Source organism: Psychromonas sp. 14N.309.X.WAT.B.A12 (genome assembly GCF_030397575.1).
GTDB lineage: Bacteria > Pseudomonadota > Gammaproteobacteria > Enterobacterales > Psychromonadaceae > Psychromonas.
In genome coordinates this window covers 1-18671 of record NZ_JAPNXS010000010.1, presented here as the reverse complement: position 1 = coordinate 18671, position 18671 = coordinate 1, and the positions used below count along the sequence as shown (strand labels likewise).

Below are 18671 nucleotides of genomic sequence, written 5' to 3'. Positions count from 1 at the left end.
CGGTGAGCGATAAAGCACAACCAATAGAGATAGGCAAGTTTGGTGCGGTATATGGCATCAAAGGCTGGTTAAAAGTCCACTCCTACACCGATGATCCGGAAAGTATTTTTCAATACAAACCATTGTTAATGAAATCTGCTGGTGGAGTTCAAGAAGTTATTATTACTGATTGGAAACGCCACAATAAAGGTTTTGTTGCAAAAGTAGATGGTTATGATGTTCGTGAAGAAGTACAAGCCTTAGTGGGTATTGAGCTTTTAGTGAATCCATCAAGTCTTCCTGAATTGGAAGCTGACTTTTACTGGCGAGATTTGGTCGGGTGTCAGGTTAAAACTGACAAAGGTTATCATCTTGGTGTTGTCACCGATTTGATGGAAACAGGTTCAAATGATGTACTTGTTGTAAAAGCCAACTCGAATGATGCTTTTGGGCAAAAAGAACGGTTAATTCCGTTCATCGAAGAGCAAGTAATATCAAATGTTGATATTGCAAGCCAACTAATTACTGTTAATTGGGAACCTGATTTCTAATTACCCTAGGAGAAAAGTTATGTGGTTAGGGGTTATTAGCCTCTTCCCGGACATGTTTCGGGCCATTAGCGAAAATGGGGTAACAGGTCGAGCGATTAATAATAACCTGATCTCTATCGAATGTTGGAATCCTCGTGATTTTACATTAGATAAACATAGAACGGTCGATGATCGTCCCTATGGTGGTGGGCCTGGTATGTTGATGATGGTGCAACCTTTGCGGGATGCAATCAACGCAGCAAAACAGAGCGCAAGAGAAGCAGGGCATGAGGCAAAGGTGATTTACCTTTCTCCTCAAGGTCGACGTTTAGACCATCAAGGTGCACAGTCACTATCAAGCTCTGATGCTTTGATATTAGTGGCAGGGCGCTATGAAGGGATAGACGAACGCATAATCGAAAGCTTAATAGATGAAGAATGGTCTGTTGGTGATTATGTGCTAAGTGGTGGTGAGCTACCGGCAATGATTTTAATGGATGCTGTGGTACGTTTTGTACCGGGTGTACTAGGTCATAGTCAGTCAGCTGAGCAAGACTCCTTTGCGGATGGCTTGTTAGACTGTCCTCACTACACAAGACCTGAGGTGTTAGATGGGAAACAAGTGCCAAGTGTTTTATTGAGTGGTGATCACGAGAAAATTCGTCAATGGCGATTAACTCAATCATTACAACGCACGAAACAAAGAAGACCCGATTTATTACAAAACCTAGCTCTGACTGACGAGCAAGCAAAATTGCTTGCTGCTCTGGACAGTAGCTCCAACTAGACAGCGATGTTATTAGTTAACTAGGCATAAAAAGGTATAAAAATGAGCAAGATTATAGAAGCAATTGAAAACGAACAACTTCGTACAGATATCCCTGAGTTTTCTCAAGGTGATACTGTTGTTGTACGTGTTCGCGTAAAAGAAGGTGAAAAAGAGCGTCTTCAAGCATTTGAAGGTGTTGTTATTGCTAAGCGTAACCGTGGTTTACATTCAGCATTCACAGTTCGTAAAATCTCGAGCGGTGAAGGTGTTGAGCGTGTATTCCAAACTCACAGCCCACTTGTAGGAAGCGTTGAAGTTAAACGTCGCGGTCTGGTTCGCCAAGCTAAACTTTACTACTTACGTGAACTTACTGGTAAAGCTGCTCGTATTAAAGAGAAGCTAGGTAAGTAATTTCATTATTTTAGCTTAATAAAATAAGCTAAAATATGTAAGTTGCAAATTGCTATAATAAAAAGGTCTGCTGATGCAGGCCTTTTTTTTACTTATATTTTTACTTATGTAAGTAAAATTAATAGATAAAAATAATTTTTGGTTAGACAACATTCTATAATTTAAATTAAGGTATGTTTCTCTGCAAAAAATTATAACTCTTAATGGATATGTTTAGAGTTGTGTAACTTGCAACTAATTGTTTTTAGTCTATTATTTTTTAATAATCATGAAGGTTAAAAGTGCCCTTGGTTAAATACTGCTAGTATCAATGCAAAATAAGTTACGAGCCCAGTAATACTTAATTTCATTAAGTATGTGTTTAAATTTTTCAGAAAAAACTAAATTCAGGTATAAATTGATGCCATTTGAAGATTAATGTCGTTAATCACCTGTTTGAGAATTGACCAAAATATGTCAATTCATTAATGATTATTTTCTTTATCAAACTTACCATACATAAGTGAGTTGTTTGGACTAAGTAAATCAATCTGCTAGATAGTGAATGGGTATAAATATGATCACCTACTGGGAGTGCGAATGAGAGCACTGTTATTAAAATATACTTTATTTAGTATCGGTTTAATATCGACTATATTAGGTGCTTTAGGCGTTATTCTACCGCTATTGCCAGCTACCCCTTTCTTTATTCTTGCGTTATTTTGTTTTTCAAAAAGTTCTCCTCAATTTCAACAATGGCTATTAAACTTACCGGGTATCGGTAATGACTTGAGAAATTGGCAAGCACATAAAAAAATCCATAAAGAACGTAAACCAGCAATTTACTTAAGTGTTGTGATTAGTTTTTTAATCTCTATCTCTCTGTTAATTGGAAAGCCATATTTACAATTAATGTTGATCACCATGATGTGTATATTACTTTTATTTATTAGACGCCTACCTGAGTATTAATCTTTATTTGTCTGCAAATTTGATGTTTGAAAATGTGATTTGATTATGTCTGTGATAATCTAAGCCGATATATGGTTTAGAGATAAATAAAATGAAAATAACCCTACCTGAATATGAAAAAGCGAATGTATTAGTCATTGGTGATGTAATGTTAGATCGCTATTGGCACGGCCCTGCAGCGCGAATTTCTCCAGAAGCTCCTGTTCCTGTTGTTAATGTTAAACAGATTGAAGAACGCCCTGGCGGTGCTGCCAATGTTGCCCTAAATATTGCCGCTTTAGGCGCTAAGTCAAATATCATTGGTTTAGTTGGTGAAGATGAAGCCGCTCAAGCAATTAAAGATAGCTTAAACTCTGTAAACGTTGAAACTGATTTTGTTGCTGTAAGCAGTGCACCAACTATTACTAAATTGCGTGTATTAAGTCGTCATCAACAATTGATTCGTCTAGATTTTGAAACCTCTTTTAGCGATGTTGATAGTGCGCCAATGATCGCTAATATGAACAAAGCATTGAGCGGTAAAAGTCCTGTTGTTGTTTTTTCTGATTACAATAAAGGCTCACTTGCTGACGTGCAAAATATGATTCAAATTGCTAAGCAACAAGGTGCAAGAATATTAGTGGATCCAAAAGGGACTGATTTTGAAAAGTATCGAGGTGCAACTTTATTAACACCTAACTTATCTGAATTTGAAGCTGTCGTTGGGCATTGTGAAAATGATCAAATATTATTTGAACGTGCCGCTCAATTGGTCAAAGAGTTAGATTTGGAGGCGATGTTAGTAACTCGAAGTGAGCATGGTATGACTTTGATTCGTGAGAACCAAGCTCCTTTCCATCTACCTACACAAGCACAGGAAGTTTTTGATGTTACTGGTGCTGGTGATACGGTTATTGCTGTCTTAGCCGCTTCTATTGCTGCTGGTAGTAGTTTTGAAGATGCTTGTGCATTAGCGAATGCAGGGGCGGGAGTTGTTGTCGGTAAAATTGGTACTTCAACGGTTAATACTATTGAATTAGCAAATGCAGTATTTAGCCAGCAAGAGATTGGTTTTGGTGTGTTATCGGAAGAACAGTTAAAGTTAGCGGTAAAATTAGCGCAGCATCGTGGTGAAAAAGTCGTGATGACAAATGGTTGCTTTGATATTTTACATGCTGGACATGTGTCATATCTAAATACCGCAAGAGAGCAGGGGGAACGCCTTATCGTTGCAGTTAATAGCGATCAATCTGTCCGTCGTTTAAAAGGCGATGGCCGACCTGTTAATCCAGTGGATCGTCGAATGGCCGTATTAGCGGGTTTAGGTGCTGTGGATTGGGTTGTAGAGTTCACCGAAGATACACCACAACGTCTGATTGCAGGTGTATTGCCTGACTTATTGGTAAAAGGTGGTGACTATAAACCGGAAGAGATTGCTGGCGGTGAAGAAGTGATTGCTAATGGTGGCGAAGTACGTGTTTTACAATTCAAAGATGGCTGTTCTACTTCTGAAATAATCAACACTATTCGAAGTAATGCCAATCATACTAAATAACTCGTTCATTTAACCCATAAAAAAGGGAAGCTGCTGCTTCCCTTTTATTCATCTTTTAAACAACTTCAATTAAGAGCTAGTGTTACTTTTTTGACTTTCGTTGCTTTGCTTTGATAGCCCTGCAGAAATATCAAATAGATCCTGCTCAGTTAATGTTCCTGCCGACAATTTCAGTTGTAGCATGTTGATGATGTAATCATAACGTGCATTGGCTAATAGGTTCTCAGACTCGTATAAGCTACGTGTTGCATCCAATACATCAACAATCGTACGTGTACCTACTTCAAAGCTTGCTTCAGCTGCATCTAATGCACTTTGTGATGAAATAACGGTTTGCTCATAAGCTCGTACAGAACTAACAGAAGCTTGTACGTTGTTGTAACCACTACTAATACTTACTTCTGCACTACGGAAGGTTTCTACTAAGTCTTGGCTAGCCATTACATAGCTGTACTGTGCTTGTTTTACCTGTGAAGTGATTGAACCGCCAGTGTAAATTGGTACATCTAAACTTAATCCTGCCGTTGCTGATTTAGCTGCATAAGAACTTGAAGTTGAGTCGTCATAATTATAGTCGTCATAATCTAGGTCTAATGTGAAATCAATCGTTGGACCATGACCAGCTTCCGCTAAATCGATATTCATTTTAGCTAGCTCTTTAGCGATACGTTTGGAGTGCAGTTCCAAATTATGTTCAATCGCTTTATTGCGCCACACATTTACATCTCCTTCCAATGCAACTGGTTGAAAGTTTTCTGTATCAAGATAAGTGACTTTTTTAACATCTTCGCCGGTTAACTGGCGTAATAGATAATAATTGTTTGCTAGCGTATTTTTTGCTGTGATTAAATCTGCCACCGTTCTATCGTACTCAGCCTGTGCTTCGTGTACGTCTGTGATGGCAATTAAACCAACATCAAAACGTTGTTTAGTTTGCTCTAATTGACGTTCAACCGCACGTTTATTTGCTTCAACTGACTTTACTGACTCATCGGCACGTAATACATCAAAATAAGCAACGGCTACACGGTATATTAAATTTTGCGCAGCATAACCATAAATAGTGCCAAACTGTACTGCTTGTTTTTCAGCAATATCTGCATTTTGCCAATAAGCGCCATTATAGATTGATTGCGTTAGATCGAAGCCTGCGCCAAAATAATTGTAACGGCTAGTATCGCGGCTTGATTGTACTCTATTCGCATCTAATCCAAATCCAATTTGTGGTAATAGATCAGCTTTAGATTCGTTTATTTGTTCTTTGTATAGGTCATATTCGGCTTTACTTTTTAAAATTACCGGATCTTTATATTTAGCTGTTTCATATACTTGTTTTAAAGTATCTGCATTAACAGCTAGACTTGATAAACCTAATAAGGTCGCGATATAAATGCGTTTTAGCGTCATGGTAAAGAGATCCTGTTGAATGTATTTTTGTTCGTGTGAAGAAAGACTAATACTTGTTATTGTAGGGTATTATAAAAACCTATTATTAACTATTATTTGTTGCTTAGAAATACAATGAAAATATAAATAGACTCGTATTTTTTCCAACTTAGTTATGATGTTTTTACGCTATCCAAATGATTTTTAAAGGTTATTTTTTAAATTATATAGACCTGTAATTATTAATTTTAATCAATTAATTATTACGATTATCCTATAACTTTTTAAAAAACGAGTAAATCGTTTATTAGTGCGTTTTATGCATTTATGAGTTTCATTTAATCTATCAATAATAACCGAGTAAAGTAATATTTTTTAAAGCGATTAGAGTGCTATTAAGTCTAATGCTTAGATACCTTAAATAAAAAATAATGGATGAAAAAATGTACGATAAAAATGATGTTGAAATAATATCTAATGAACCACTTTATAAAGGTTTTTTTAAATGTAATAAATGGACTATTCGCCATAAACTGTTTTCGGGTGAATGGAATCAGCCTATCGAAAGAGAGTGTTTTGAGCGAGGTAAAGCAGCTGCCTTATTAGCCTATGATAAAGCTCAGGATAAGGTGATATTAGTTGAGCAATTTCGCTTAGGTGCAATAGATTCTGACCGCTCCCCTTGGTTATTAGAATTGATTGCCGGTATGATTGATGAAGGGCAAAGCGCGGAACAAACTGTGATAAGAGAAGCTTATGAAGAAGCTGGTTTAGTGGTTGAAAACTGCCAATTCATGTTGAGTTACTTTGTTAGCCCTGGTGGCTCTACTGAAACGGTTGATTTATTTATTGCGAATGTGGACAGCACTAATGTGCAAGGTGTATTCGGTTTAGCCGATGAAGGTGAAGACATTCGTGTACATGTGGTATCAAGGGCAGAAGCTTATAAATGGGTACAAACAGGTAAGATTAATAATGGCATTACTATTATTGGTTTGCAGTGGTTGGAGCTTAACCACAAAGAGGGGTTAAATATCTAACTCAATATACAATTTTTGTCTTTCATTTATCGGAAATGTGGCGCTGTCGACATTTTTAACGATTAAATCATTTTCATTTTTATGACGATGGTAAAATAATTAGCTTAAATTTCATTAAAGCTACTGTAGTTAGTAGCCTTTTTCATTACAGCAGAGCGAAACAGATAATAGATGAATGGTGTAAATCAGACAATTGTAAACCTAGTGCCTGACCCCGAAGGGGATATAAAGCTATTACAAATTACCGATACTCACCTTTTTGCTGATAGTGAAAAAGATCTGTTGGGTATTAAAACCGTTACCAGTTACGATGCCATTATCAAACATGCTGCAAAGTATGCGGGGCAGTGTGCCGCGGTATTATGTACCGGTGATTTATCTCAAGATCACTCTGCTCAATCTTACGTGGATTTTAGTGACCGTATCAAAACATTGCAGATGCCTTGTTATTGGTTGCCGGGTAATCATGATATGCAAGAAATCATGTTGCCATCGTTGTTGGCTGAAGGGTTAGCACAAACCAAGCAAATTATTAGCGAACATTGGCAAATTATCTTATTAGATTCCCAAGTCTCAGGGGTGCCATACGGCCATTTAAGCGATTCACAGTTATCATTTCTTGAACAAAAGCTACAACAACATCCTGATAAACATACTTTGATTGCGGTACACCATCATGTTTTACCGGTTGGAGCAGCATGGTTAGATCAGCATATTCTTAAAAACAATGACCAATTTATCGCACTGATTAGTAAATTTAATAACGTAAATGCGGTGTTATCTGGTCATGTTCATCAATCATTTGATACTGTCAAAAATAAAGTACGTTATATAACGAGCCCGTCAACCTGTGTTCAGTTTAAACCTCAAAGTGATGATTTCGCACTTGATGATAAACCGCCTGGATATCGCTATTTAGTATTAACAAAGTCAGGTAAAATAGAAACTCAAGTAGAGCGACTCAAAGCTGGTGAATTTACAACAGATGAAAACGCAACAGGCTATTAATATTATATAAAGAGGTAAAATGAGAGACCCTAATATAACTAAAGTTTTACTTTCGTTACACGGTTTTCACAGTTCTCCTGGTTCATTAAAAGCGCAACAAATGCGTGAATACCTAGCTTCAGAACATCCCGATATCCATTTTGTTTGTCCACAACTTCCCGTTTTTCCTCAACAAATGTGGGAAACGATTAAATCTATTTTTAATCAATATACCGGTTGTGAAATTACTGTGATGGGTAGCTCTTTAGGCGGATTTTTAGCAACTAAAGTCGCACAACAATATACGGCGAAGGTGATTTTGATTAATCCAGCGGTGACGCCTGATTTATTATTGACACGCTATCAAGGTAAGCAAACTCATCCGCATTTATTGGAAGATTACTTTATTGATCAAGATTATGTTCAGCAACTCGTTGCTTTGAACGTTGACAATATAAGTCACCCTGAAAATATTTGGGTGTTGTTACAAGAAGACGATGAAGTGTTGGATTATCGCGATGCTTTACAAAAGTACTCTCAGTGTAAAATAACTTGTGAGAAGGGAGGCGATCATAGTTTTGTTGGTTTCGAACGCTACTTAGCAGAAATAATTCACTTTCTTTATTAAATACATACAATCAATATATTTGTTCTGTGTTAACTTAAGCACAGAAAAATAACCCAAGATCAACACTACATAATAGACGTCAAATAGGTGCATGCATGAGCGAACAGTATAATTCGGATTCCATTGAAGTATTAAACGGACTAGATCCCGTTCGCCATCGACCAGGTATGTATACAGAGACTAATCGTCCTAACCATTTAGGTCAGGAAGTTATTGATAACTCTGTAGATGAAGCATTAGCCGGCCACGCAAGTTCAATTCAAGTTATTTTGCATGAAGATCAATCTTTAGAAGTCATAGATGATGGTCGAGGTATGCCTATTGATATTCACCCAGAAGAGAAAATAACAGGTGTCGAGCTAATCTTTTGTAAGCTACATGCTGGGGGCAAATTTTCTGGTAAAAACTATGAAATATCAGGTGGTTTACATGGGGTAGGTATCTCAGTAGTAAATGCCTTATCAACGCGAGTGGATGTACAGATTCGTCGCGATGCAAAAGTGTTTCATATCGCCTTTGAAAATGGCGATAAAGTTGAAGAACTAAGTGAAATAGGTGTTTGTGGTAAACGTAATACCGGTACGAGCGTTCACTTTAGACCTGATCCTAAATACTTTGATAGCTTTAAATTTTCCGTGTCTCGTTTATTGCACTTGTTAAAAGCAAAAGCTGTTTTATGCCCGGGTTTAAGCATTAAATTTAAAGATCGTGTAAATAAAAATAATTATGAATGGTGCTATCAAGATGGTCTTAATGACTATTTATTAGAAGCTGTTGCTGAAAATGAGTTACTACCTTCTGCACCCTTTGTTGGTAAGTTCTCTGCTAACAATGAAATGGCCGATTGGGCTGTGGTCTGGTTACCTGAAGGTGGCGACTCAATTACTGAGAGTTATGTAAACCTTATTCCGACAGCGCAAGGCGGGACCCATGTAAATGGTTTCCGTCAGGGGTTATTGGATGCTATGCGTGAGTTTTGTGATATTCGTAATTTACTACCGCGTGGCTTGAAGTTAAGCCCAGAGGATATTTGGGATAAATGTAGTTATATCTTATCAGTTAAAATTAAAGAGCCTCAATTTGCAGGGCAAACGAAAGAACGTTTATCGTCTCGCCAATGTGCTGTGTTTGTTTCCGGTGTTGTGAAAGATGCATTTAGTTTGTGGTTAAACGCCAATGTGACTGAAGCTGAAATACTTGCTGACTTTTGTATTAACAACGCTCAAACACGAAATCGTAAAAGTAAAAAAGTGGCACGTAAAAAGGTTACTCAAGGGCCTGCTTTACCAGGTAAGTTGACGGATTGTTCGACACAAGACCCGGAGCGCGGGGAGTTATTTTTAGTGGAAGGTGACTCGGCGGGAGGGAGTGCAAAACAAGCCAGAGATCGAGAGTTTCAAGCGATTATGCCACTACGCGGAAAGATCAAGAATACATGGGAAGACGAGTCGGATATCATTCTAAATTCTGAAGAGATCCATAATATCTCAGTTGCTATTGGTATTGACCCAGCTTCTAGTGATTTATCAGCGTTACGTTATGGAAAAATATGCATCTTAGCCGATGCCGATTCAGATGGACTACATATCGCCACACTGATTTGTGCGCTATTTGTAAAGCACTTTAGAGCGGTTGTAGATGCAGGTCATTTTTATGTTGCTATGCCTCCTTTATACCGAATTGATATTGGTAAAGAGGTCTATTATGCCCTTGATGAAGCTGAAAAGAATGGCATTTTAGATCGCATTGAAGCTGAGAAAAAGCGTGGCAAAGTAAATGTGCAGCGATTTAAAGGTTTGGGTGAAATGAACCCATTACAACTGCGTGAAACCACCATGGATCCAAATACCCGTCGTTTAGTGCAACTAACCATCGAAGACGCAGATAAAATGTTAGAAATGATGGATATGTTATTAGCTAAAAAGCGTGCAGGTGACCGTAAAACTTGGTTAGAAGAAAGTGGTGATATGGCTGCGATTGACTAATATCAATCGTCAATGGCCTCGTTAGTCGATTAGTGTAGTATTAACAGTTATTGTTATTATTGTGATAGCTGGCTAATGAATCACTTATTAAATGCCAGTACACGGGTAAAACACTGTTGGGAAAATATCGCGGTTTTCGCTACATTTTTGTGAGATGACTTTTTTGGAGTGAGTAGAAGAAGAAGTCCCTTGGTGTTCTCAGAGCGTCTTCCTTTCTTTCTGATAAATGTGTGCAGACATTAAATTGAGTGATAAAAAAGGGTCTTGGCAATATTGTTACTTTCAAAAAGTTATCCGCTAGCCAGAGTGCCTTTATAGCTTATAACAAGTATGTACTTGTAAGCTTTTTGAGGGGCTATTTGTTTTCCTCCAATGATATCTAAACAAGAATCATTTTGATAACTATCTAGCTTGTCCTTAATGCTATCTCTACGCTTTCGGCATCCAAATTTACCGCTGCTGACAATGTCAGTAACTCTGTTAATCCTATCATTAAATATTTCATATCATCGCTCCTCGGGAGTATGTCTGCATAACAGTGTAGTTTATCGTTGTTATAGCGATAGCTGCTTAGTTAATATGAGCAGCTTATACTTTAGTGGCGATGAATTATTCATAACTGAATGAGAATACCTGTTTGCTAGATACTTTATCCTGTCCTTGTAAACTAGGCATAAAACGCTCCTGTACGATAAACTCTATAACAGCCTGATCTAACTCTTTAGACCCACTGGATTTTAGAATTTCTGCCTCCTTGGTGCTGCCTGTTGGTAATACTGTCATAGACGCGACAACTTGTCCTTTTTTGTTTAGTTTCGCTGCAACCTCTGGGTAGCTGGGTTTTTTACCTGATATGGCAACGGCTTCCGGTAATTTAATGGTGTCGCTTAGGCTAAGTAATTCAGTATCGACTTTAGGCTTAAAGGTCGGTTTAGCGGTTTTAGCTGTTGTCTTAATTGTTGTTTTAGCTATTGCTTTGTCGTTGATTACACTTTCATGCATCGTGTTAGCAGTTGTTAAGTTATTACTTATTGGTTTTGGTGTTTTTATTGGCGATGTTGTAGAACTCACCAACACCTTCTTTTTAACACTTCTTTTCTTAGGTAACTTAGGTAAATTCACTATTTCTTGTTCAAATAGGTCTGCTTTTAATAAAGCGGCTTCAGTTGCTTTATGTGTTTTAAGGTTAACTGAATAACCTGCATTACTGAGTTTTAGCGGCTCTTTACTTAGGTCATCGCCATCGCTTTGAACTGTCGAAGTTATAATAAGCTCTGGTTGCGTCACAATCGCTTGTTGGGCTGCCAATGCTTCCTCTTCAATGTGTTTTTGCTTTGCTTGTTCGTCTTGAGTCCGTTGCGTCTGCAATGTGTTGAGACTTTTACTATTGAGTGCTGGTGTGTAAACTGCTTCTATCTTCGTTTGCTGCTCTGAAAGCGTTTGATTTTTAACATCTATTTCAGCTGCTTTATGCGTGGTCATTATATTGTCAGCGCTGATTGTCGTTGCATCTATACTTTGTTCTGCTTCATCTATCTGTGTGTCTAACTTTGATTCATCTAAATTAGTGGCAGCGTTAGGTATTTTGTTAGTTTGAGCTGTAATAGTTCGCACTGCAATAGGCTGAGTGTTGACAAGTTGAGTATTGCTAAGTGCTTGCTCACTCTCTGAGTTAATATCTATTAAATAAAAGAATAAATAGTGCAACAACAGACTAATAATAATAAATGTAAAATAATGATATGACGTTTTCATGGAATATTTTTACTCTATCTAGATTACTTAAGCGAGTGCCTATTGAAGTTTATTAGTATGTTCGTAAGATTTTGTTTTTCCTAAGGCTAGTTCCTGATTATACATTTTTGCAATGGCTGAATGAGGAACCTGCTTAATTGCTTCTGTTTGTTCATGAATCGCTACGTGCACCTCACCTGTTTCATCTGAGAACTCATAGTGGTATGGCATTTCTTGTTGCTCTGATACCGGTTTATTTTCTTGTTTAACGACTTCTTCTTTAGGGGAGGGAGCTTCTTCTGAAGTTTGAACTAGGTGATGTTGCATACAAATATGATGGAACTGATGTCTGATATTTTCTAGATGTAATGTTTGCTTTATCAATAGAGAACGAAATAGTTGATGTGGTACTAAAATAAGTAGCAGTATCGCAACACTACAAGTAAGGGGAATAAGTGCCTGAGCAATACTAGGAATAATTACTGCTGCATCTTGTATTGTTTGATGGCTAAACATATCAAAGGATTGAGTCAATATTAACAGCGCACCAGATAAGCCTAATATAGGGGTGATAAACATAGCTGAACGTAATAACTTTTGACCTCGTGACATTTGACTTATCTGTATTTTTTGAGCATAAGTCATGCGCTCTTTAGGTGATAAAGGTAATAGATTGATGCCTTCTTGAAGCATAGTTAACGCAGGACTTTTAAGAGCTTGGCAAGCAAGTAAAGCTTCGGTTTTTTGTTGTCTTGTTAGGGCGGCAAAGCATTCTTGTACGATGTAGCGTTCTTTTTGTAAACTGTAAATAAACCAAAAGAATAATCGCTCTAAAATAACGACGTTAGTAATAATCGACAGTAATAGCAATAACCACATAATAGAGCCACCTTGTTGAAACCAAGTTGGCATATATTGTGTTATGGGATCTAACCACGTTAAAAAGTGTGAGGGAGACATACCTGTACTCATTATCTACTGCATCCTAGCATTCTAAAGTTAATAATACTTAGAATAATAGAAATTAGAAGAACTTCCCACTTTATTCGGCTTACTTGTTATTTATTTGATCTCTTTCCAATTTATATCATTTTCATCAAGGCGTTCATGGGCAATATAATGCAGGTAAAAACCGCTATTCACCAAGCTGTTACTATTTGGGTTTAAGTTCATCTCTTGACCATTTTTATGTTTACTGAAACCAATTAAAATCATGTCATAATGGTGTTTAAAAGTGTCAAATAGCTCGCCAAAAGTAATGCTTTTTTCAAGGCTCGGTACTAAAAAACTGTATAACGTTGCGCCATCTAGCGTTGATAAAAGCTTTTCAGTAACCTTACTTGAGCCTGGATCTTGCATGCTTCTGACCATCATTTGTGCACTGTTATCAATGCTACATTCAATATTAGGGCAGTGAATTTTTAATAGTTGAGCTTTCGTTTCATCAAAAAAATGTGCAGTAATATTGGCATTTTTATCGGCAAAAGTGGCAATACTTAGGGCGATAGATAAGGTTTCGTCATCAGACTTACCATCTATAATAATTCGTTGTGCTTTTCGTAATGCGATACGATCTAATTCTTTGGTATCAGAGAAAGCACCTAATTTCGCAAAAGAGACCTCTTCAACATCAGGTAGAGGGTTTTTCATATCTTGTGTAACACACAACAAAATGCGGCGTTGTTGGCGCTTTTTATCACCTAAAATTAGCTGCACAATTTGGTTTGTTGAATGCTCATCCCAACATAACAGTAGAATATGGTCAGTTAAGTGTGAGTAGTCATTACTACCGTTCATATTTTTTCTCGCTATATCAATGAATAGTTGTGTTGTTTTACCGATAAATGAAGCAAATACAATCAAACCCGATGGGATTTGCCAGAGTGCGACTATTGCTTTACCTAAATCCGTTGTGGGACTGAAATCGCCAAAGCCGACTGTTGATACTACAACCATATTATAATAAAAGAACCTGACAGGATCTGAGATTAACTCTGATTCTTGTGCAAGCACAAATAAAAAATAGGTAATGGCTGCTTGCATTAATAATAAGGCCAACATCGCTGGCCACGTTAATCTGCGAGTCAGCTTTTGTAAAATTCTAGCTAATTCTGATGACGATAAATAAGTACGCATGTGACTATCTTAGTTATTGTTAGCATGTGATAAAAAGTATCGATATGCAGGGTTAAGGGTTTCGTCTTTATAACTATAACCCAGTGCATCTAAATGTTGACTAAATTCAGCTGTTTGTGTGTCATCTACCTCAAATCCTGCGAGTACTTGCCCGTAGGCGGCACCGTGATTACGATAGTGAAATAAAGTGATGTTTGCGTGCATGCCGAGTAGATTTAAAAACTTTAATAGGGCGTTAGGATGCTCAGGAAATTCAAAGCTATACAAGCGCTCTGTGAGTTGCTGAGAAGGGACTCCGCCGACCATATAACGAACATGTAACTTAGCCGTTTCATCATGACTTAAATCTGTCACTGGGTAACCTGCATCGATTAACCCTTCGGTTAAGCTGGTTAATTCATCGAATCCTTGCGGTGTTCTTACACCAACAAAAATATTCGCGGACTGGCTATCGCTATAACGATAGTTAAATTCTGTGATAGCACGTCCATCTAATTGATTACAGAAAGCTAAAAATGCACCTTGTTTTTCGGGGATAGTCACGGCTAAGATACTTTCGTTTTGCTCGCCTAATTCACAGCGTTCTGAAACATAACGTAAGCTATGAAAGTTAACGTTAGCACCACTTAAAATAGCCGTTAAGCGTTGACCTTTTAATTGATGTTGATGAGCGTACTTCTTTAACCCTGCAAGTGATAGTGCGCCAGCGGGTTCTGCAATGGCACGAGTATCATCAAAGATATCTTTAACCGAAGCACAAATTTCATCACTGTTTACAGTAATCACTTCGTCGATATATTGTTGGCATAAACGGAAGGTTTCTTTACCGATGGTTTTTACTGCAACACCATCAGCAAATAATCCTACTTTAGGTAGGGTAACGGGCTCGCCAGCAGCTAATGCTGCTTGCAAGCAGGCTGCATCTTCTGGTTCAACGGCAATAATTTTAATATGTGGTAGCAATTGCTTAATATATACCGCAATACCAGCTGCTAAACCGCCGCCGCCCACAGGTACAAATATTTTATCAATATGTGCATCTTGTTGAAGTAGTTCTTTACCCACAGTGCCTTGACCAGCAATAATATCTGGGTCATCAAAAGGGTGGATTAGGGTATAACCATGTTGCTCTGCCAACGCTAATGAATGAGCGTTGGCCGCGTCAAAACTTTCTCCGATAAGTACCACGGTTGCACCAAAACTACGCACAGAGTTAACTTTAATATCTGGCGTTGTTTTTGGCATTACGATAGTGGCTTTTACACCCATCCTTTGTGCTGATAAAGCAAGGCCTTGCGCATGGTTACCGGCAGAAGCAGCAATGACACCGTTTGCCTTTTGAGCGTCAGTTAAGCTGGCTAATTTATTATAAGCACCACGTAGTTTAAAAGAATGAACTGGCTGTAAGTCTTCTCGTTTCAGTAAAATATGGTTATCTAAACGCTTAGATAATTTATTTAAAGGTTGTAGCTTTGTCTCAATAGCAGCTTCATAGATAGGTGCTAATAAGATGTTTTTTAAATATTGTTCACTGGTGATGTTTGACATTACAGGCCTTGTTATTATTATTTTTGTCTTTTACTGCTGTGGAGCAAATCGTTTATTTTACTGTTGCAAATAGCTTACCTAAACGCGTCACACTAGAGGGTTCAAGTTGCTCGTCAAACTCTATACTATCTTTAGGGAATAGGGCAACAATAGTACTACCTAGTTTAAAGCGGCCCATCTCTTGGCCTTTTTCGATCACTATCTCTTGATCTTGGTAATCCCAGTATTGTAGTTCTTTGTTTTTTGGTGCTTTTAAAGTACCTTCCCATACGGTTTCAATGCTACCCACAATAGTCGCACCGACTAATACCATTGCCATTGGTCCAATTGCCGTTGAGAAAATGGCCACAGCACGTTCATTACGAGCAAATAAATTAGGTACATTTTGTGCCGTTAATGGGTTTACTGAGAATAGGTCACCAGGGATAAAAATGAGCTTCTCTAATTTACCGGTAATAGGCATATGGATGCGGTGGTAATCTTTAGGTGCCAAATAAATAGTAGAAAATAGACCATCATCGAATGGTGCTGCAACATCATCTCTTCCCCCTAACAATTCACGTAAGCTAAAGTCATGGCCTTTAGCTTGGAAAATGCGACCTTGTTTAATCTCTCCCTGTTGACTAATACAGCCATCGACTGGAATAGCCAGGTTTTCATCACCTTCAACAATAGGGCGTAAACCACTTTTTAGTTCACGGGTAAAAAAGTCGTTAAAGGTATCAAAATCTTCTGCTTCAGAGTGTTTTGCTTCACTCATATCGATATTGAACTGCTTAATGAATTTTTTAATTAAGAAGGTGGTGAATGCCCCCATCTTAGCTTCTGCTAATTTACCGGCAATAAAGGTGAATAAATGTTTCGGCAGAATATATTGAAAAACGATTTTCATTTGGTCGTTCATATTAAAACTCTCTGTTTTTAATGTAATTAAAGTATAAAGCTCACTAATATGTAGTCGTTAGTACACATTAGGATCGCGATGACGCGCATTTTTTGCATCATCCATTGTTTCTAAAATACGCAGGAAACTATTGAATCGAGCACTATCAATATGTCCATCTTCAACGGCAGCTACAAGTGCACAACCAGGATCTGCTTGGTGTTTACAGTCTCTAAAGCGACAACCGCCTAAAAACTCTCTAAATTCTATGAATCCACTGGCAATACGTTCTGCTTCCAAGTGCCAAAGCGAGAACTCGCGAATCCCTGGGCTATCAATTAAGTCACCCCCTTCTGTAAAATGATACAGGCGAGCTGTGGTGGTGGTATGTTTACCTAATCCTGAACCTTCTGATATTTCACCAGTTAACGCTTCAACTTCAGGTAATAGCATATTAAGCAGTGATGTTTTACCTACACCAGATTGCCCTACAAAGATATTCACCTTATCTTTCATCACTGATTTTAGGTGGTCTAAACCATCACCTAATTTAGAGCTATAAATAACCTGATAACCAATATCTCGGTAGCTTTGTAACTCTTTATCAATAAGTTTTGCTGATTCTTCATCTAGTAAATCGACTTTATTCAATACGATGATTGGAGTAATACCAATATCTTCACAAGCGACAAGGTAGCGGTCGATAATGTTACGAGAAAACTCAGGAGCAATAGAGCTAACAATAATGATGTGATCGATATTCGCTGCAATCGGCTTGATGCCATCATAATAATCTGGACGAGTTAATACGGTTTTACGAGGGTGAACGGCTTCAATCACACCGCTGATCCCTTGATGGGACTCTTTGCCTGCACGCCATACTACGCGATCGCCAGTCACTAAAGATCGGATTGAGCGGCGCAATGTACAACGTTCTACTTTACCTTGGTCATCTTCAATATCTGCATGTTGCCCAAATCGACTAACCACTAACCCTTCGAGTTGCGGACCGAGTTCAGCTTCATCCCATTGCGTGTCGCTTTTAGGTGTTAAGCGTTTGTTATGATTGCTTTGAACACGACGGATTTGGTTTTTACTGAGTTTTTTCTTCTTAGCCACAGACTTCCTTTGCTACCACTGGTGATTTTAATCGAGTATTATACTCTATTCTTATATTAAATAGCGATTCATCAATATAAAAGGGTGTTAGGAAAATGAATAAAGATAATTTGGTGTGGATTGACTTAGAGATGACCGGGTTGAACCCTGATACCGATAAAATTATTGAGATTGCCACTATTGTTACTGATAGCGATTTAAATATTTTAGCGGAAGGCCCACAGTTTGTAATTCATCAAAGCGATGCTGCATTAGATGCAATGGATGATTGGTGTACTGAACATCATGGTAATTCAGGGTTAACTGCGCGTGTAAAAGCCAGTGATATTAGTTGTGCTCAAGCAGAACAGGCGACGCTTGATTTTCTTAAAGAATGGGTACCAGCAGGTGCGGCACCATTGTGTGGAAATAGCATCGGTCAAGATCGTCGTTTTATGGTGAAACATATGCCAACCTTGGAAGCTTTTTTCCATTACCGTAGTATTGATGTGAGTACTATTAAGGAATTAGGTCGTCGTTGGGCTCCGGAGATGGTAGCTGCACATAAAAAGTCTGGTACCCATCTAGCGTTACAAGATATTAAAGAATCAATTTCTGAATTACAGCATTACCAGAAGCACTTTTTTACTTATTAACTTCAACTCGGTGCGATTAGTACGTAATTCAATTTCTTATTTTATCTCATTATTTAATGCCGTTAGTTTTGCATGGTCAAGGCGAATTATCGTAGTAATCGCTGGCTATTGGTCGGTGATTTAACGCTGAAACCTGCGGGAATAGCGGTATTATATGGTTTGGCGTATCCTGAGTTGAGATTTATTCGGTCGCTTTTTAGACAAGTCATTAGGCCGTTGCTCAAAAACTCTGCAAGCAAACTAAGTTAAGTAGAAAATAGCTAAAAAAAGCTTGCAATCATTACCGCCATCTCTATAATTCGCACCTCGTAACGGACAGGCATCACCAAATGCTTTACTAGCCGCTACAGGAAAATGTGATGCGGTACTAGCTCAGTTGGTAGAGCACAACCTTGCCAAGGTTGGGGTCACGAGTT

At 38.0% G+C, this 18671-nt stretch carries 17 protein-coding genes; 10 read left to right on the top strand and 7 right to left on the bottom strand.

Translation table 11 applies throughout. The annotated features are described in order from the left end of the window. Window positions 1-2 precede the first annotated feature (2 nt). From rimM to hldE, 5 genes are all read left to right on the top strand, one after another. The gene (gene rimM, locus OW492_RS13075) at window positions 3-530 is read left to right on the top strand and encodes a ribosome maturation factor RimM (protein ID WP_290040570.1); all 528 of its coding nucleotides are present in this window, start codon (window positions 3-5) and stop codon (window positions 528-530) included. 19 nt (window positions 531-549) lie between these two features. Further along, a complete protein-coding gene (trmD, locus tag OW492_RS13070) occupies window positions 550-1296 on the top strand; it encodes a tRNA (guanosine(37)-N1)-methyltransferase TrmD (RefSeq protein WP_290040569.1) in 747 nt (248 codons plus the stop codon). Window positions 1297-1338: 42 nt separating this feature from the next. Then, window positions 1339-1689: a 50S ribosomal protein L19 gene (gene rplS, locus OW492_RS13065; RefSeq protein WP_113818297.1), complete on the top strand. Its 351-nt coding sequence runs from the start codon at window positions 1339-1341 to the stop codon at window positions 1687-1689. A 579-nt stretch (window positions 1690-2268) separates the two neighbouring features. Beyond that, entirely contained in the window at window positions 2269-2640 is a 372-nt protein-coding gene (locus OW492_RS13060) for a YbaN family protein (protein WP_290040568.1), read from the top strand. A 91-nt stretch (window positions 2641-2731) separates the two neighbouring features. Continuing rightward, the gene (hldE, locus tag OW492_RS13055) at window positions 2732-4174 is read left to right on the top strand and encodes a bifunctional D-glycero-beta-D-manno-heptose-7-phosphate kinase/D-glycero-beta-D-manno-heptose 1-phosphate adenylyltransferase HldE (RefSeq protein WP_290040567.1); all 1443 of its coding nucleotides are present in this window, start codon (window positions 2732-2734) and stop codon (window positions 4172-4174) included. A gap of 69 nt (window positions 4175-4243) precedes the next feature. Here hldE and OW492_RS13050 read toward each other — a convergent pair whose 3' ends face one another. Beyond that, window positions 4244-5581 carry a TolC family outer membrane protein gene (locus OW492_RS13050; RefSeq protein WP_290040566.1) on the bottom strand — a complete coding sequence of 446 codons (1338 nt, stop codon included), beginning with the start codon at window positions 5579-5581 and terminating at the stop codon, window positions 4244-4246. A gap of 422 nt (window positions 5582-6003) precedes the next feature. On the opposite strand from OW492_RS13050, the gene nudF reads away from it, so the two are divergent. The 4 genes from nudF (at window position 6004) to parE (ending at window position 10200) form a co-directional block, all read left to right on the top strand. Then, window positions 6004-6600, top strand: a complete 597-nt coding sequence (gene nudF, locus OW492_RS13045) for an ADP-ribose diphosphatase (protein ID WP_290040564.1) — start codon at window positions 6004-6006, stop codon at window positions 6598-6600. A 171-nt stretch (window positions 6601-6771) separates the two neighbouring features. Next, window positions 6772-7608 carry a 3',5'-cyclic-AMP phosphodiesterase gene (cpdA, locus tag OW492_RS13040; RefSeq protein WP_290040562.1) on the top strand — a complete coding sequence of 279 codons (837 nt, stop codon included), beginning with the start codon at window positions 6772-6774 and terminating at the stop codon, window positions 7606-7608. Window positions 7609-7627: 19 nt separating this feature from the next. Then, window positions 7628-8215: a YqiA/YcfP family alpha/beta fold hydrolase gene (locus OW492_RS13035; protein ID WP_290040559.1), complete on the top strand. Its 588-nt coding sequence runs from the start codon at window positions 7628-7630 to the stop codon at window positions 8213-8215. Between the two features lie 95 nt (window positions 8216-8310). After that, the gene (gene parE, locus OW492_RS13030; RefSeq protein ID WP_290040557.1) at window positions 8311-10200 is read left to right on the top strand and encodes a DNA topoisomerase IV subunit B; all 1890 of its coding nucleotides are present in this window, start codon (window positions 8311-8313) and stop codon (window positions 10198-10200) included. 609 nt (window positions 10201-10809) lie between these two features. On the opposite strand, the gene OW492_RS13025 is transcribed toward parE, so the two are convergent. From OW492_RS13025 to rsgA, 6 genes are all read right to left on the bottom strand, one after another. Next, window positions 10810-11955, bottom strand: a complete 1146-nt coding sequence (locus tag OW492_RS13025; RefSeq protein ID WP_290040555.1) for an energy transducer TonB — start codon at window positions 11953-11955, stop codon at window positions 10810-10812. Between the two features lie 39 nt (window positions 11956-11994). Continuing rightward, window positions 11995-12906, bottom strand: a complete 912-nt coding sequence (locus OW492_RS13020; RefSeq protein ID WP_290040553.1) for a MotA/TolQ/ExbB proton channel family protein — start codon at window positions 12904-12906, stop codon at window positions 11995-11997. A gap of 90 nt (window positions 12907-12996) precedes the next feature. Continuing rightward, window positions 12997-14070: a potassium channel family protein gene (locus OW492_RS13015; RefSeq protein WP_290040548.1), complete on the bottom strand. Its 1074-nt coding sequence runs from the start codon at window positions 14068-14070 to the stop codon at window positions 12997-12999. Between the two features lie 9 nt (window positions 14071-14079). Then, complete coding sequence (gene ilvA / locus OW492_RS13010; RefSeq protein WP_290040546.1) at window positions 14080-15618, bottom strand: threonine ammonia-lyase, biosynthetic; 1539 nt, start codon at window positions 15616-15618, stop codon at window positions 14080-14082. A 52-nt stretch (window positions 15619-15670) separates the two neighbouring features. After that, the gene (asd, locus tag OW492_RS13005; protein ID WP_290040545.1) at window positions 15671-16522 is read right to left on the bottom strand and encodes an archaetidylserine decarboxylase; all 852 of its coding nucleotides are present in this window, start codon (window positions 16520-16522) and stop codon (window positions 15671-15673) included. A gap of 57 nt (window positions 16523-16579) precedes the next feature. Next, entirely contained in the window at window positions 16580-17620 is a 1041-nt protein-coding gene (gene rsgA, locus OW492_RS13000) for a small ribosomal subunit biogenesis GTPase RsgA (protein ID WP_290040543.1), read from the bottom strand. Window positions 17621-17715: 95 nt separating this feature from the next. Between rsgA and orn the strand changes: the two genes are divergently transcribed. Beyond that, the gene (orn, locus tag OW492_RS12995; protein ID WP_290040542.1) at window positions 17716-18255 is read left to right on the top strand and encodes an oligoribonuclease; all 540 of its coding nucleotides are present in this window, start codon (window positions 17716-17718) and stop codon (window positions 18253-18255) included. Window positions 18256-18671 lie beyond the last annotated feature (416 nt).